Annotated in this window: 18 protein-coding genes; 9 read left to right on the top strand and 9 right to left on the bottom strand. The window is 34.2% G+C overall.

Translation table 11 applies throughout. The features are described from left to right. Positions 1-79 precede the first annotated feature (79 nt). A complete protein-coding gene (locus tag I6U50_RS03740) occupies positions 80-748 on the top strand; it encodes an N-acetylmuramoyl-L-alanine amidase family protein (RefSeq protein ID WP_198637906.1) in 669 nt (222 codons plus the stop codon). Between the two features lie 42 nt (positions 749-790). Here the strand turns inward: I6U50_RS03740 and I6U50_RS03735 are convergent, their stop codons facing one another. From I6U50_RS03735 to I6U50_RS03700, 8 genes are all read right to left on the bottom strand, one after another. Then, positions 791-3,112: a S8 family peptidase gene (locus I6U50_RS03735; RefSeq protein ID WP_198637905.1), complete on the bottom strand. Its 2,322-nt coding sequence runs from the start codon at positions 3,110-3,112 to the stop codon at positions 791-793. Positions 3,113-3,263: 151 nt separating this feature from the next. Continuing rightward, positions 3,264-4,247, bottom strand: coding sequence for an AAA family ATPase (locus I6U50_RS03730; protein WP_198637904.1), 984 nt, complete (start codon positions 4,245-4,247; stop codon positions 3,264-3,266). Positions 4,248-4,312: 65 nt separating this feature from the next. Further along, positions 4,313-4,975, bottom strand: coding sequence for a P-loop NTPase family protein (locus tag I6U50_RS03725; protein ID WP_198637903.1), 663 nt, complete (start codon positions 4,973-4,975; stop codon positions 4,313-4,315). After that, positions 4,959-5,678 carry a hypothetical protein gene (locus I6U50_RS03720; protein WP_198637902.1) on the bottom strand — a complete coding sequence of 240 codons (720 nt, stop codon included), beginning with the start codon at positions 5,676-5,678 and terminating at the stop codon, positions 4,959-4,961. Before I6U50_RS03720 ends, I6U50_RS03725 begins: the two co-directional genes overlap by 17 nt. A 3-nt stretch (positions 5,679-5,681) precedes the next feature. Continuing rightward, the gene (locus I6U50_RS03715; protein ID WP_198637901.1) at positions 5,682-5,966 is read right to left on the bottom strand and encodes a helix-turn-helix domain-containing protein; all 285 of its coding nucleotides are present in this window, start codon (positions 5,964-5,966) and stop codon (positions 5,682-5,684) included. A gap of 273 nt (positions 5,967-6,239) precedes the next feature. Continuing rightward, a complete protein-coding gene (locus I6U50_RS03710) occupies positions 6,240-7,091 on the bottom strand; it encodes an RteC domain-containing protein (protein WP_232805872.1) in 852 nt (283 codons plus the stop codon). Positions 7,092-7,099: 8 nt separating this feature from the next. Beyond that, positions 7,100-7,495 carry a nuclear transport factor 2 family protein gene (locus I6U50_RS03705; protein WP_198637900.1) on the bottom strand — a complete coding sequence of 132 codons (396 nt, stop codon included), beginning with the start codon at positions 7,493-7,495 and terminating at the stop codon, positions 7,100-7,102. 2 nt (positions 7,496-7,497) lie between these two features. Next, on the bottom strand, positions 7,498-7,866 hold the full coding sequence (locus I6U50_RS03700) for a hypothetical protein (protein WP_198637899.1): 369 nt from the start codon (positions 7,864-7,866) through the stop codon (positions 7,498-7,500). 124 nt (positions 7,867-7,990) lie between these two features. Between I6U50_RS03700 and I6U50_RS03695 the strand changes: the two genes are divergently transcribed. The 8 genes from I6U50_RS03695 (at position 7,991) to I6U50_RS03660 (ending at position 14,373) form a co-directional block, all read left to right on the top strand. Next, positions 7,991-8,998 (top strand): AraC family transcriptional regulator, encoded by a 1,008-nt coding sequence (locus tag I6U50_RS03695; protein ID WP_198637898.1) that lies wholly within the window; start codon positions 7,991-7,993, stop codon positions 8,996-8,998. Between the two features lie 115 nt (positions 8,999-9,113). Further along, positions 9,114-10,346, top strand: coding sequence for a TCR/Tet family MFS transporter (locus I6U50_RS03690; protein ID WP_198637897.1), 1,233 nt, complete (start codon positions 9,114-9,116; stop codon positions 10,344-10,346). A gap of 177 nt (positions 10,347-10,523) precedes the next feature. Next, positions 10,524-11,132, top strand: a complete 609-nt coding sequence (locus tag I6U50_RS03685) for a hypothetical protein (protein WP_198637896.1) — start codon at positions 10,524-10,526, stop codon at positions 11,130-11,132. A gap of 275 nt (positions 11,133-11,407) precedes the next feature. After that, positions 11,408-11,551: an alpha/beta fold hydrolase gene (locus I6U50_RS16145; RefSeq protein ID WP_198637895.1), complete on the top strand. Its 144-nt coding sequence runs from the start codon at positions 11,408-11,410 to the stop codon at positions 11,549-11,551. Positions 11,552-11,790: 239 nt separating this feature from the next. Further along, positions 11,791-12,144, top strand: a complete 354-nt coding sequence (locus tag I6U50_RS03675; RefSeq protein ID WP_198637894.1) for a VOC family protein — start codon at positions 11,791-11,793, stop codon at positions 12,142-12,144. Positions 12,145-12,321: 177 nt separating this feature from the next. Further along, a complete protein-coding gene (locus I6U50_RS03670; protein WP_232805871.1) occupies positions 12,322-13,029 on the top strand; it encodes a formylglycine-generating enzyme family protein in 708 nt (235 codons plus the stop codon). Further along, positions 13,029-13,760 carry a helix-turn-helix transcriptional regulator gene (locus tag I6U50_RS03665; protein ID WP_198637893.1) on the top strand — a complete coding sequence of 244 codons (732 nt, stop codon included), beginning with the start codon at positions 13,029-13,031 and terminating at the stop codon, positions 13,758-13,760. Before I6U50_RS03670 ends, I6U50_RS03665 begins: the two co-directional genes overlap by 1 nt. Positions 13,761-13,830: 70 nt before the next feature. After that, positions 13,831-14,373: a dihydrofolate reductase family protein gene (locus I6U50_RS03660; RefSeq protein WP_198637892.1), complete on the top strand. Its 543-nt coding sequence runs from the start codon at positions 13,831-13,833 to the stop codon at positions 14,371-14,373. Between the two features lie 40 nt (positions 14,374-14,413). On the opposite strand, the gene I6U50_RS03655 is transcribed toward I6U50_RS03660, so the two are convergent. Then, entirely contained in the window at positions 14,414-15,748 is a 1,335-nt protein-coding gene (locus I6U50_RS03655; RefSeq protein WP_198637891.1) for a tyrosine-type recombinase/integrase, read from the bottom strand. Positions 15,749-16,312 lie beyond the last annotated feature (564 nt).

The raw sequence follows: 16,312 nt of genomic DNA, 5'->3' as shown, positions 1-16,312 counted from the left end.
TTTGGATTTCGATGCTGTTATTTAATATCAAATTCTATGGAATTTGGAAGAGCGGTTGTTAATAACTCGAAAAGTGAAAATGGAAAAAGTGCTTAAAAACGTCTGTTTTGTGATTTTGTTTCTAAAAATCTGCATCATTTTTGGGCAGGAAACTGAATTAAAAAAAGGAATAGTGATTGATGTTGGCCACGGCGGAAAAGATTCCGGTACTGTCGGAATAAATGGTATTAAAGAAAAAGATGTGGTATTGGATATTGGCTTGGAAATTTTAAGGCTTAACAAGATGTCAGAAACACCATTGGATATTTACTTAACCCGTTATAGTGATACGCTAATTTCCTTATCGGATAGGACTAAGCTTGCCCACACCCTTAAAGCAGGTTTGTTTGTGTCTCTGCATTGTAATCATTCTCATAATCCGAATGCAAGAGGGGTTGAAATTTATGTGGCCAGCCCTATATCAAAGTATTCCGAAAATTCTACTTGGTTTGCCTATCAATTACAGAACCAGTTTAAAAAGAAATTAGGGTTTGAAAGTAGAGGTGTGAAGTTTGCCGATTTTCAGGTGTTGCGGGAAACGATTAGTTATTTTCCTTCGGTATTGGTAGAACTGGGGTTTTTGAGTAATTGGGATGAGGAAAAATATCTTGCAAACTCTAAAAATATTACACTCGTGGCAAATATCATATTTATTTCAATTACAAAACAATTAAGCAATGAAAGAATTATTTCAAAAAATCTTAAGTAGCCTAAAAGAAATTTTAAAAACGACCTTTGAGATTATAACTTCTTATATCAGAATGTCAATTTGATTAAGCACTGGATTATAAAGGTCAATCGTGCTGTCGGGAGATTCAATGGATAGTATTAAGCTGTACCTGACTTGATTATTGTATCGTAACAGTTTCTTTCTGGTACGCCACCAACCATTAACTGGAAAAATGGCGACTACATTTCTAGTAGCTAAGTCAGCAGCAGTTCCTTTCCATATATCTTTGTGAACTGAGCCCTTGTCTCTGACTTTATTACCAATAATCCAGCTTTCACCGGAATAGGAGCCATTTTGATCCTCCATTCTTGCCTCGCGATTTACCCTTTCCCGAAAACGTTCGATGGATTCTCCTGAATCAATCATTTTAAAACGCAGACCGTGAGATTGGTAATAGTATGATTTGCTATATTGCTTGTTGCCAGGATTTGGTTCAATAAAATAGCATAAGGTGGCCGTAAGGGTCACTTCACTATCAAATAAACTGGTTAGAACATCAACAGGCCAAGGTAAATTGTGTAAATGCATTTGATTTGTCTTAACCGTACCGTCATCAAGTATAAAAGGACTTAAAGATTCTTGCGCAATAAGTGTAAGTGAATTATTTGCACTTCTCACAGCTTTTTGAAAATCGGGAACACCATACCCAAAGGTTCTTAATAAATTGATTTGCTCGGTCTTGTTTAATTCCTGTATAGCCCTATTGCCAAGCATTTCGGTTGTCCAATCTGCTGAATGAACAAGAAGTCCTTTTATGGTTTCAGGCCATAATGTTGGATATTGCGAGGTCAGCATCGCGGCATATCTTGAAGCCAAAGCTGTAGCACCACTGGTATCACCAAAACTGTAAAGTGGTTCGGTTCTAAAATTTTTTCCCACGGAAAGTATTCGTAAAGAATCAGGGTCAATGATACCATCGTTATGAATACCATAATTGCCACCTTCCATAACCAGTTCTGGCTTTAAAGCCCAACTGTTCTCCCAAATTAGAGAAGTACTGTTGCTTGGTGACATTCCTCCAGCTGGTACTAAAGGGGTTGCTCCATTAAATTGACTTTGGTCTATGATAGTCTTTTGAGTGAATGAACCAACGGTAAGCGCATTGAAAGCTTGGGCAGGGTCGTGTATAGATTCTTCAAAGTTCTTTTGCGGATATTCAGAAACATCAAATATAACAGTGTTTCCGCTAGAAACGCAAAACAACGATTTGTCATCGGATGTACCCTCCTCACCGAACGCAATTTTATCTACCGAGCTTGACCAAGACGATGGCTTACCTTTATCACGCCCATCAGTAGCGGTTACAGCCATTGCAAGAACTCGCTTATTGTTCGGGTTAAGAATTATGGCTCTGGAAATAGCTTCTTCTGTTACCGCACCGTATAATTCAGGTTGATGTGGATTATTGGGATGAATTAATTTGATAGATTCTAGACGGTGAAATATTTCAATATTTGAGGTGTCTTGCAATAAATCGGTAAGATCGCCGTACAATGCAATTCCGGCCATTGGTGTTCCGTGACCGTGGGAATGTGTGTCGGCATTTCCCCATTCAGGGTTCACGGAATCCAAATTTTCTTCTGGAATAAAATCTTGTAACAATGTGTGACCTCGATTTACACCCGTGTCCAATAAGCAGATAATTATGGAATCATCTGTGGTTCTATTGAGCGTCCTATTTTTTAGGTCTTCAACCCAATTGTTGGCATCATCATTATTTAATCCTGTGAAAAAATCAGCAGCCTCTTTGGGTTTTCTTAATTCTGCCAGTTTATCAGTATATAACAGAGTCGTTGATAGTTCTCTTGCGGTACATCGAATCATACGAACAATGTGTTCTGGGAATAACAATCTACGTTCGGCAACCACAATAATATTATCCGCAAGCATATTTATCACGTCCTCATCTTCCCGGATGTCGCCTTGAGTATTGTCCCGTCTTAACCAAACTTCCCACCAAACTTCTTCATCCAAGTCAGGAAAATCGATTTCATCTTCTTGCCAAAAACTAGCTAAGGTAGCTTGTTGTATATTAGCAATATTGTTAAGTAACTTTGTATGTCTAGGATTTCCGGAATCACTGTCCTTCTCAGGATTTAGATAGGCTTCAATTTTTCTTAGGAATTTAGATATTCCATTAGTGTTTAAAAAGACACAAGCTCTATAGCGTTCGTGTTCCTGACCATCAATTATTACTTTCTCCAATTTTGACGACACAAAACGATGGTCGCCACTTCTACCATCTTCAAAGCTATCGAAAGCCAAAAGACAATCTCTTTCAGAAATAAACTCCAGATATACAAAATCAGTATCTATATTTTGCCTAAACGCCATTTCAGCCATTTGAAGCTGGTTGCGTAAAGCATTACCGTGGGTGTTTCTATTTCTTCCAATTGGCGTCACTCTGTCCCTCCCTGTGCTTGGGCTTGTATAGGACTCGGTAGATGTATACCCAGAAAGAATTATATGTTCTAAATTTCTAGGCATTTATGAATTAAAATTGGGTCTTTTTGTTTTGAATAAATTTGAGAAGAGTAGTTGAAGATACTTTGTCTGTATTGTGTACAATCATTTCCTTAATAGCGTCCTTACACGCATTAGAAACATCTGCAAAACTAAGGCCTACGGCTTCTTTGGCAAGAGCACTAACAGTTTTGCCTTTAGTGAGTGAGTATCCTTTAAGTTGAACCTTAATGAGTTCAGCAATTTCCTTATCTTTTGGTAATGGATATTGTATAATATCATCAAATCTTCGGAAGAGTGCCTTATCAAGAGATTCAGGAATATTGGTAGCTGCTATCAATAAACTATTGGATTGGTCTTGCTCAATATTCATTAGAAAGCTATTTAGAACACGCTTGATTTCCCCAACATCATTACCATAACTGCGATTTGAACCAATGGAATCAAACTCGTCAAACAGATAAACTGCCCTATGTTGATACATAGAGTCAAAAATTAGTTTGAGTTTGGCGATTGATTCACCCATATATCTTGAAATTAATCCATCCAAACGTATTATGAATAAAGGTACTTCTAAATCACCAGCAATAGCCTTGGCTGTCATTGTTTTTCCACAGCCCGGTGGTCCAACAAGCATTAATTTCCTTCTTGGTTCTAAATTGTGTTGTAAAAGTTGATCAAATTTCTGCTGTTCGGAAAGAATACGTTTGATTGCTTCTGACACTTGTTCGGTCAAAACCATATCCTTTGTTTTTATATGCGGACGGTATACTTCAAGTAAGTCTTTTAACTCTCGTTGAGCCTCGTTGACGGGAAGAATTCTTGTTTTGGAAACTGAATCTAACTTTCGCTTGGACTTGATTTTTTCAATAAGTCCTTTAAGTTCTTCAGCTAGTTTTGTATGACCTTTCTTAGCTTCAGCAGCGGCAATCTGCATTGCTGTGGTGTAAAAACGGTTGTCATCTTCATCACCAAAACTCTGTAATAGTGCCTTTATTTTTTCTGCTGCTGCCAATTATTTTTTAACAAATGTAATGAATTCGAAATAATATATATTAGGAATCTCTATTTTAAAATATTTTACTTCCTCTTATCCCCAGTTCGCTCATCAAAAGCTATTAAATTAAATAGCTCACGCATTCGACTACGAACACGGTTGCCGTAACGTTCTTCAAGTTCATCAGCGTTTAGGTTTGTGATAGCGTGAGTTTTTATTTTATGTTTAGTTTGCAAGTACAAATCATAGCGAGATAAAAGCACTTCACCCATAACGTTCAAATCTTTTCCATAAAACCTTCCAGCAGGTTCAACTCCCATGTCGTCGAAACAAAAAAACTTCGTATTACCGTATTCTTCGATAGTTTTAAAACCTAAATGATTGAAGCTAAAGCTTACATTACGGCAAGGAATCATTTCGTAGGGTCGCTGTAAAGGAACTAAATGGCGAAGCAATTTCATCAAACTGGTTTTTCCACAGCCTACGGGTCCTGAAAGCAAAATTCCTTTGTCAACATCAATATCATATTTTTTGCAGTTTTCTTTATCCTTGATGAAGTAGGAACAGAGTTTTAGCAAAATATCTTTGTCTTCATCATAAATCTTGAATTTCTGACCAAAAAGCAGTTTGCCCTTTGCATTCAGATAAATTAGAATTTTTGAAAAATCATATAGTACAGTTTTGCCGTCGAATTTACCTAGCGAATATTCCACGCCACCTTCGGTTATTTTAGAGGGGTTGTCCATAATCCTTACTTTTAGTAGTTCGCAGGTTGTCCCGATTCTGGGACGCTCCCTTTTTGTTTGACTTGCTTTCTTCGGCAAATAATTCGTTTCTATCCATCCAATTTTGGGCTAAAGCCTGCCAATCTCTAATTGCTTTCCCATCGCTTGTTCTCCAATCGTTGGCTTCATAGTGTGCATAGAATTTTTTCCCTTCCTCAGCATTAAAATCTTTTTCAATAAAAAAATTTAATACAGCCTGCCTGCTGTTTGGCTGTTTATTAATGTTTACCTGTTTGGTATTGTTTATATTAGATACCAATGCTTGTCCACTCACGGGACGGTGCTGGTTCACTACTGGTTCACGTATGGGATGGTGCTGTTCCGCCAGCTGTTCTAATTCGGGATTGTAGTGTCCCGTATCCGGTTCAACACTTGTCCCGATTATGGACATCTTGATTTTACTTCCTTTGTATGGATTATTTGATGGAAAGTAGGTGAGGTAATTCCAAGTGTCTAAATCAGTAACGCACCGGTGGTAAGTAGATTTTGAACCTATTTTGGCACATCGCATTAAATCCCTGCGGTTCACGAAAAACTCATCTGCAAAACGGCTGCTGTTCCATTCCTGAAACAGAGCCATATACAGACTAATGTGAGTAGGGTTTAGACGGTCGTCAAAATAGAATGTTGAAAAAGCCGAATTCAATAACTTTATGTAGTTCATCTCTTATGAATTTAAATCGTGCTGTACACGATTGGTATCCATAACATTTTGAATCTCTTCCACATCATAATATATTATCCCGCCTACTTTGGTATAGGGAAGGGTGCCGTTAATTCGTAAATTTTGAAGTGTTCCTGGACTTATTTGGAGTAGATCCATAACCTCAGAAGATTTAAGATATCTCTTAATCTTTCCAGAAGATTGTTTGGTTAGAAGATTTTTGATGTCATCGAGCAATTCCATTTTAAATTCTCGAAGATCGTCTGTGGTAATAATACTTGTTGGCATAATAGAATGATTTATGGAAAAGCTTAGAATAGTGAGCTTTTACCTGATTTGACTTTCGTTCTACGAATTTGAAGAGTTTTATCGGGTTTTATTCACAAGTTACACCCAAGTTGGGCGAAGATTTAACATATTGATTATTAGTGTTATTTGGTTGATTTTGGTAGCTTGAAAACTGAAAATACCATCTAGAATCCTTTAAGATTTATTACTAAAGCGAACACCCAAGTTGGGTTCAACTTGGGTGTTTGTTCTGTTAAGATTATTACTTTTATACTACTCATCTGCTTCCCTGATTTTTTTGATGAGACTTGTTTTCAATAAGTCCAAAAATCTAGCGAAATCCTCTTTACGGCCACGTATTTCAAGAAAGCTACGATAGTAATTTCCTAAGTCAATATCAAGAATCTTTTCAAAAGCGGTAGCCAAATCTTTGATATCTCCTTTTACTGCTCCAGATGCTATTAGCGAATAAACAAGTTCGATTAAATCAATTTTATTGGATGTCCAAGTGAGATTCAGGCTTTCCAATAATTTTTCATTGCTGGAAATTTTTCTTTTTGATTTTTTCAAGTCATTTAGTTCATTAGTGTAATGATTCAGCAGTAAATCATATGCCAAGATTTTTGCAACCGCATTGTCGTGGCTTGTTGAAAATTCAGCATCCGTATAAAAATGAGACGTATCAGATAGCAGTCCGATGTTGTCATTACCACGTAAAAAATAAAACTCATCCAAAAAGGTTGCATTCTGCCTGTAATATTTAATGAACTCGCTATTGTGATAATAATATTCTTGTAGTTTAACTATTTCAGTATTGAGGTATTTACGCTTTGATTTAACTGTACCTCTTGGTTTTTGCATTAAATACTTATATAGTTTAGCATAGAATTTAAGTTGCCCATAGATAAAAGGCTTTTGCTTTTTAAAAAATAGGATTTCATTTTCTTTATTACTAAAACTACCTTTTCGCAATACTACTCTTAGTTTTTGTAAATATTTTCGGGTTATTTTAATGCCTTTTTCGACGTTTGAAAATTCATTTAGGCTCTTATCGTTAACCTCGCCAAGCGCCAACTTACAATCATCAAGTATATGTTGTATTTCAATTGTCACAACAAACTGCATTCTAATTTTTACATTAAAGCTTCTGAAACAGCATAGCTATCTTCCAATAGAGTGTATTTAATAATCTTCTGGTTTTTTATGACTATATGAATAAAAAATATAGAATCGACTCTTTTATTTGTCTTCAACATCTTAGTAAAAAAGGCACCAGCAATTACTGCTTCGTCGTCCTCTATAAAAATTTTATTTATCTTCACAGATAAGGGTTCTGTAGCAGACCACAACATCTCGAAATTTTTTTTTATTTCATCTTTTGAACTTCTCTTTCCCAACCAATCTACCTTCTCCACATTTCCGGGGATTTCCCATTCTATATTTTCAGAAAATAGGCTGATAAGATTATTTAAATCTCTTTTTCCTAAGTAGTCTAGGAATTCTTCTGTTATCTTTTTTACGGAATTCATATTTATATCTGTTTTATGTATTTCTTCTGTAAATATGCCATTAAGCCAACCCATAAGGCTACACCAATAATTAAAAATGAGCCCCAATTACTTATTGAAGAATAAAGTATTGCCACACAAATTATACTTGCAACCACCCAAATACTGTCCATAAAAATAATCGCTCTCACCCAACTTATTTTAATAGGTTTACTAAGGGCTGAAACAAAAACAAAAGAGGAAAATAGTATTAAGAAAATACCAGTCGCTAAGAAAGGGGTTGTAACTTTTACTTTGAAAACATCAGTAAAAAATTGAGGTATAAATGTTAATAAAATACCTGTTGCGCCTGAACTGAGGGCGTTAATGAGTAAAACGGTCTTTAATTTCATATTTAATTATTTTTTTACAAAGTTAAATCCTTCCTTTTTTTGAATTATTATCCTTATGCGACACTTAGCTGTCATTTTGCGCCATAATAACAATTCTTTGTCAACTTATTTTTATCTTTGAACTATGAATTACAAACGAATTTTTCTTCAAGCATTACTTTTATTTTGTGAGCAGCAAAATATTGACATTGAGAAGTTGGCGTCAATTTCTGGTTTTAAGGTACAGGACTTATTTTCTGCGAAAGACTTTTCTATAGATCATAATCAACTTGAATTGTTGTGGAGAAATTTAATTCAAAATTCAAGAGACGAATTAATAGGTCTTCGTTTTGGCGCAACAATGCAAATAGCCGCTTTAGATGCAGTAGGCCAAATAATACAAACAAGTAATACGGTAAAGGATGCACTTCTACAAGCAGCTTCCCTCATTCATCTTTTTACTGATATGTTTTCTATGCAGCTAATAGATAATGGCGAAACATTTAGTATTGTGCTAAAGAAAAATAAAAAGTTCAAGAACTATCCGAATACATTTAATCAGATGGGAGATTTTCTTATGGCTTTTACGCTTCACGAGTTAGATGGACTGCTTTTAAAGTCACTCCACCCTATTAAAGCAGAAATACCAACTTATAAAGCAGAACATCTTCCTATATATGATGAAATTTTGAATTGTCCTATTCAAAAAAAGGAAATCTATTTACTGGAATTTGATAATAAATATCTTAATACTAGAATCATAACGGCAAATTATGATCTTCAGAAGCTACTATTAAAGCACGTGGGAAGTAAAGAAAATAGTTATGAAGGAAAAAAGGAGTTTTCTGCTGCCATTTTCAATTTTTTAACGGCAAATTCCTATTTATTTTCAATATCGGTAGAATTTGTGGCATCAAACTTTAATATGAGTGTCCGCACACTTCAAAGAAAATTGAAAGAAGAGGGGGTGTCTTATATTCAGATTGTTGAAGAAGTTAAGAAATCATTGGCAATACATTATATCCAAAACGGAAGCTCATCGGTAAAAGAAATTGCACATATTTTAGGATATGCCGAAACAAGTGGATTTGCAAAAGCTTTTAAAAAATGGACGGGGAAATCACCAATTACTTATAGAAAACAGAATATCTAAATTGATAAAAATAACGAACCAAAGTTTACTAATTATGAAAAAGAAGGGGATATTGTAAAACAGTTAATTATAGAATAATTCAAAAACAGTAAAAGAACAACAGTTCAATTTTTAAATGGTACCATCGCAAAGAAAATCTATATTATTTGTCTTAATTGTTACAGCTTTAGATACCACGGGGTTAGGGATTATCTATCCTGTTTTGCCACAACTCATAGAGGATTTAGTAAATACAGACATAAGTACAGCGGCAACTTATGGAGGTTGGTTAACTTTTGCATATGCGTTGATGCAGTTTATTTTTGCCCCTGTTTTAGGTAATTTGAGTGACAGGTATGGCCGAAGATCGGTTTTGCTAATATCACTTTTCGGTTTTACAATTGATTATATATTTCTTGCATTCGCACAAAACATAACCTGGCTTTTTATAGGTCGAATAATTGCTGGGATATCAGGAGCAAGTTATTCTGTTGCAGCGGCTTCTATTGCTGATATAAGTACTGACCAAGACAGAACCAAGAATTTTGGGTATATAAATGCGGCCTATAGTTCTGGTCTAATAATCGGACCGGTAATCGGTGGATTACTCGGGCAATTCGGGACGCATATCCCTTTTATTGCAGCAGCAATTTTAAGTTTCGGGAATTTTATTTTCGGTTATTTTTTGTTTCCAGACACTTTGGAGAATTCAAATAGAAGAAAGTTCGAGTTAAAGCGAGCAAACCCTTTTGGGGCATTTAAACATTTAAGTAAATTTCCAACTATTATTACTTTAATTGTGGCAATGTTCTTTGTAGCAGTTGCAGGGCATAGTATGCCAAGCGTTTGGGCATATTTTACGATTGAAAAATTTAATTGGAGCGTAGAATTAATAGGATATTCGTTAGCGTTTTTAGGTTTACTTTCGATTATTGTTCAATCTTGGCTTGTAGGGATATTAGCCCAAAGGTTTGGAGATGATAAAATGACCATATTTGGTTTGCTCTTCTCAATCACAGGTTACTTACTCATAGCATTTTCAAATGTTGAATGGTTGTTATTCCCGGCAATGGTAATTAATGTTATTGGGAGTGTACAGCGAACCGGCTTTCAGAGTATTATATCTTCTCAAGTATCAAAAAGCGAACAAGGTGAATTGCAGGGAAGTTTAAGCAGTCTTTTAGGTTTATCAACGATTATCGCGCCACCCTTATTGACAATGGTTTTTACACATTTTACAAAAAATGAAAATTCAGATATTTATTTTCCCGGAGCCCCATACTTGGTTGCGGTATTATTAACATTTGTAGGTCTCATTATTATGCTTATAAATTCTAAAAAACGAAAAAACAATGCTGGAGGTCTGTAGATAGTTACTTGATTAAATTGATTCAAAAGTGTCAAGCTGGGCACAGTTGAAGCCTCTTTTGGCATTCTAAAAGTTATCGACTGCGAATTGACTTATATTAACATTTTAAATAACCATTAATAATTAGTTTAAATCTAAAGAAAACCATACATAGTTAACAACAAACCTCTAAAAACAATGAAAAAAATATCTCAATTAATAATCGGATTTTATGCAGGAATTGTCACAGTAGCATTTTTAATATTATTTTATTCCTTTAAAACTTTGGATCAGAAATTTGAAGAAATTACTGTAAAAAGGATAAATATCGTTGATGATAACGGGATAAATAGAATGGTTATTTCAAATCAAGAACGGATGGAACCTCCCATTTTATTAGGTAAAAAATACAAACGGGCTCTTAATCCAGCAGGTATTATTTTTTATAATGAAAAAGGAGACGAATGTGGCGGGATAGCAATTTCTAAAAATCCAGATACAGGGACATATGCGTTGGCCTTTGATTATGATAATGCAGATGCTATAGGGCTTTTAACCCAGCAAAATAATAATACAAATATGTATAAGTCGGGTATTGTAATTAATGATAAAGATCTTTCTGGTAAAATAGGAAGTAATACAAATAGAATTAATTTAATGACTACTAATGGAAATTCAAGTTTAGTAATTAATGGTCCAGATGAGAAACCAAGAATAATTATCTCTGTAGATAGTATTGGAAATCCATTGTTCAAAATGCTAAATGGGGAAGGTGAAATTATTCAGGAAATTAATTCCTTCAAATAAAATTTATTATAGATCAATGTACAAATTTTGTTCATATTTAAATGACATATTCACGGACAACCTATTTTGTTCGATTCTGCTATAAAAGATAGAAGCGGATTGATCTAAACTGTGCTTTGGATGAATTAAAATTGAATTAGGACAACCAAGAAAGTAGTATGTGAAAACTGAAAAAGATGAACATTTAAACAAAAATTCAAGACAAAATAATTTTCTGTTTGTGATTTAGATGATTGTTCTCAGTTGATTTGTACAAAAAACATTTCAAAAATGATATGTTTTCCGAAAACTTGATCACCTGTCCGACTTTAATTGTGCGGGGTGATAAAGACTTTTTAGTAGAAAAAAGACATACGTTGGAATTATCAGAAAGAATCAATGACTCAAATTTGGCAAATATCCCTTTTTGCGGCCATTAAGTGAATAAAGAATAACCCGAACTATTGATGAGTATGATAAATCAATTCTTGAATGAACCTTAAGTTAGATATTTAAAAAATAATCAATAATAAAAAGCTTAAGATAAATTAATTACGTCAAAGCAGCCTTGTTATTTTTAGGAGAGCACTCCTTCTGAACGGAGCAAAGCACTTACAAGAAATAGGGATGGAATCAAGCAGGAGAAATGAAAATTCTTACAATTAAAAACAGATGAGATATGCGAAGGATAGTCCCAAATATTTATTCAAATGACTTAGAAAAAAGTAAACAGTTCTATACCGAATTTTTGAAAATGGACTTAGCGATGGATATGGGGTGGATACTCACTTTCGTATCAAAAGAAAACAAAACCGCACAAATATCGATTTTCAAAAATGAAAATAATAAGCCTTTAGATAATTCGGCAATATTTTTATCAATAGAGCTGTCCGATATTGATCAGTGGTATGAGGAAGCCAAAAATCGAGGAATAGAAATTGTTTATCCCATTGCGAATGAAAGTTGGGGTGTTAGGCGTTTTTTTGTCAAAGATCCAAACGGGCTTACTATAAATTTATTAACCCACCTATAAAAGCAATATAAACCAATAATTTTAGTATCGACAAGAGTGGTGATACTTAAAACCAGTAGATTTATATTGTGCCGACTTAGGTTATCAACATAAAAAGGTGTCGGAAAAGAATTTGAATTTACTTAAAAGTCAAAATTGTAATACTAAAGAACTGCATAGGTTTAATCAAAAATAACATTGAAAACAATAAATAAAGATATAGATAAGAAATTGATTGACGACTTGTTTGTAAACATTCCATCAGGAACAGTAGAAATGAGAGATGACCGGACTAAGGAAGTTTGGTTAGCTAAAATAGTCTCATTCGAATTATCGAAATTTCCGGTAACACAGGAGCTCTATCAGGCGATTGTTAAAGAAAACCCATCAACATTCAAAGGGAAAAAATTACCAGTTGAAACTGTTTCCTGGATTGAAGCAGTGAATTTTTGTAATAAATTATCTGAAATTTTTTGGGAAACCCAATGTTATTCAATTGACTTGGATATTGAAGAAATAACCCTGAATTCAGATGCAACAGGTTTTCGATTACCTACAGAAGCTGAATGGCAATATGCTTGTCAAGCAGGTAGTAAAGATATTAGGTACGGAGAATTAAATGAAATTGCTTGGTTTAAAGATAATTCTAGGAACCGACCTCAAGATGTTGGACAAAAGCAACCCAATGAATGGGGGCTTTATGATATGCTGGGAAATGTTTGGGAATGGTGTACGGACATATATGACGAAACAATTTATGGATCCTATCGTATTTTTCGTGGTGGAGGATGGTGCGACCAAAAAAGAAGTGTAATGGCAACAACCCGCAGAAGAAGTCATCCTTTTTCATTTAGAATTGACGATTTAGGATTTAGAATAGCAAGAAATTGGAATCATAATAATTAATGGAATACCTAGAAATAAAACCATATAAAAAGCTAGCGCGCTTTATTCATTCCTATTGGGAATTGAAAGGGGGTGAGAATGACAAACAATGGGAACGGAATTTTCCTGATGGATGTGCAGGCTTAGTAGTGAACTTGGGGGATACCTGTCTTACAGATAATGGTTCAGTTGCTATGGAGTTTGGAAAAACGTATGTAGTGGGCACTATGACTTCTTTCAAAGATAGTTTTATTGATAATAACACGCATTTACTAGGCGTTTGTCTAAAACCTGCCACTTTTGCTAACTTCTATAATTACGCACCACAAAATGAACTGACCGGCAGTACCGTGGAGCTTGAAAAATCCTTTTCCTTTGATATAGATGAAATTTTAAAAGATCCAGTTAATCATTTCAATCGATTTTATAGTGACAGAATTAATGAAGGGAATCCATTGCAATCAGTAATCAATGATATTCATTCTTCAAATGGGCAATTGCGTATTTATGAACTTTCAAAACGTAATTATACAACAGTAAGGCAATTAGAACGAAATTTTAAAAAGTATGTTGGAATTTCGCCAAAAGCATATTCAAACATTATTCGCTTTCAGAAGGCTTTAACCTTACTTAAGAATTCAAAGGAAAAACGCAGTTTGTTGGATATAGCATTTGAGTGTGGTTTTTATGACCATTCCCATCTTACCAACGAAATCAAGAGAAATACAGGATTTTCCCCATCAGAAATTTAAGTTGTCGTTTTTTTCCAAAGAATTAATTGAAATATCATATTAGTTTTGTTGAAACTTTAAGACAGTATGTATGCGAAAATTATCACTTTTTATTGCGATGAGTTTGGATGGTTACATCGCCAAGCCAAATGATGATCTTAGCTTCTTGAAATTGGTAGAAAAAGAAGGAGAAGATTATGGTTATACGAAATTTATAGAAACTATAGACACCTTAATTATTGGTAGAAAAACCTATGATTATGTATTAAAGGAAATCGGTGCTTCTCATTATGATAATGGAGAAAGAGATGTTTATGTAATTACAAGAACGGAAAGACCGGATGTGGGGAAAATTAAGTTCTATACTGGAGATCTAACTGAATTAGTGCAAAAGCTAAAAAAATATAGAGGCAAAAATATTTATTGTGATGGTGGGGCTGAAATCATAAATGAACTCTTAAAAAATGACTTGATTGACGAACTTATTATTTCTGTCATCCCAATATTATTAGGGAATGGGACACGATTATTTAAAGGCGGAAGGCCAGAGCAGCTACTTGAGTTTGTAAGTGCAAAAACATTTGATACTGGATTGGCACAGTTGCATTACAAACGGAAAAAAGAAACAATTTAGAGAACTTAAGAACGTTGATTCTCACTGAAGGCTCTTGAATTCAAAAATTTATTACACTATCCAAAGCATCATCTGCATCCTTATGGATAAAATTAGCTTGGTAATTTAGTGTCGTTTTTAAATCGCTATGACGGTAAAGTTTTTGTAGCATCAAAGGGTGTATTTTGTCTCCTGCTATGTTTCCGAAGCTATGACGAGCAATATGATTTGATAAATTCTTATCAATACCACATTGATTAGCTATACGCTTAAGGTATTTATTGAAGAGTTTTGTCGCATTTCTCGTCTTTCTAAAAATATCCTCATCATTGTTAGAGTTGGCATCTTTTAAGAAAGGAAAGACATATCCGTTATTTTCTACCTGTTTCTTCCTGTAATAATTTAATATGGTATTGGCTTTATCCGGAATCTTAAGACTTAAAGGCTTTTCATTTTTATTCATAATGTAGTAAAGTCTATTATCGTTAAAATCTGACCATTTTAATTTTACAACATCAGAGATGCGTATTCCAGCGAAGTAAAAAGCAATCAACCATACATTATGCGTATGCCAGATTGATGATTGAGGTTCAAATTCCAATGATTCTATTTTTTCAATTTCCTTAATCGTAAGACCGATTTTGTTGCCAGAACCAATCCGTATTTTTTCTTTTTCTCCTGCAAACGGATAAAATTTAGGAGCAACAATCCCATCTTTAATTGCAATATTAAAAAGGGTTCTTATAAAAATTAATTGATTTGTAATAGTGCGCGTTTTCTGATTGAGATAAACTGAACAAAAAGTTTTATATTTCTCTATAAACGCTTGATCTATATCCCGGAATTTTAAGGTTTTACTTTTCTTAAAATGATTAATACCATCCATAAAAGAATATTGGCCTTTTCGAGACTTGCTAACCCTGTCCTTTCTTCTTTGTTGTATATCTGCAATCACCTTCTTTTTGGGTGATGAGGATTTAAGTGTTAAAAACTCTTCAATGTTATATAATATAGATAGTTCAGATTTGGCTACTGAGAAAGTTCCACGGTCATATTTACTTTTAACTCGTTCAGCAGCAACTAAAAAAAATGATTTAGAGCCTCCAGGCCCTTTCAGTTTTTGTTTAGCTTGTTTGGGGGTAATGCTATCATCTTTAGAATCAAAATAGAGATCGTTCGCTTCTGTTAACTTCTTCATCAAGAAGTTATTTAGTTTTTTGTGATTTGGGTGGGTTCTTTTAGCTTTTCCGGCAACTTTGTCCCAGTCCTTTTCAAAAACATATTGACCAAGCCATTTATAATTTGTCTTGTAGTTTTCACTAATTCTTATAGCCAAAGGAATAGTGCCATCCTTTTTCATCATATTTTTACGCAATACAATTTTGATACTTGCCATAATAACCTTTTTAGAATAACACAAAGATACTAAAAACTAGTACAGAATAAGTACAGAATAATTTGATTTTGGATGATTTTATTCTAATCTATAAAATATTAAATAGCTTTAAAACAATTCATTATGAGGGGTTTTGTGTTGTTTTAATGATGCTAAGTGTCAAGCTCATAACCCGAAGGTCACTGGTTCGAGTCCAGTTCCCGCTACTAAATCGCTGTAAGCCTCTGTAAATCAGAGGCTTACGCATTTTTAGTCGAAAAAGCGGCTCATATTTGGCTCATCGATCGATGAGTTTTTATTACAATTTGCTGATAGCTAATAGTTTAAAGCAGTTGAGTCTTCCCTACCAAATTGTATCGCAATTCTAATATGTCAGGCAGTCTAAGTCTTAAATTGATAGATCCTTTTTTGGAGAAGAGTAAATATGGTTAGGATACGGGTTTATGGATTCGATAAGGATGGTTAATGGCGGATCAAGACCATTTTCTGGGTTTTTGCTTTTTTAAGCAAATAATTTTTCGAGTCTAAATAGGAAGAACTCGGTATTTCTTACTCCTCTTAATT

Origin of the sequence: Salegentibacter maritimus (assembly GCF_016236975.1) — a bacterium.
GTDB classification, from domain to species: Bacteria; Bacteroidota; Bacteroidia; order Flavobacteriales; family Flavobacteriaceae; genus Salegentibacter; species Salegentibacter maritimus.
Note: the sequence above shows the minus strand (reverse complement) of the source record. Positions and strands in the feature narration are given on the sequence as shown.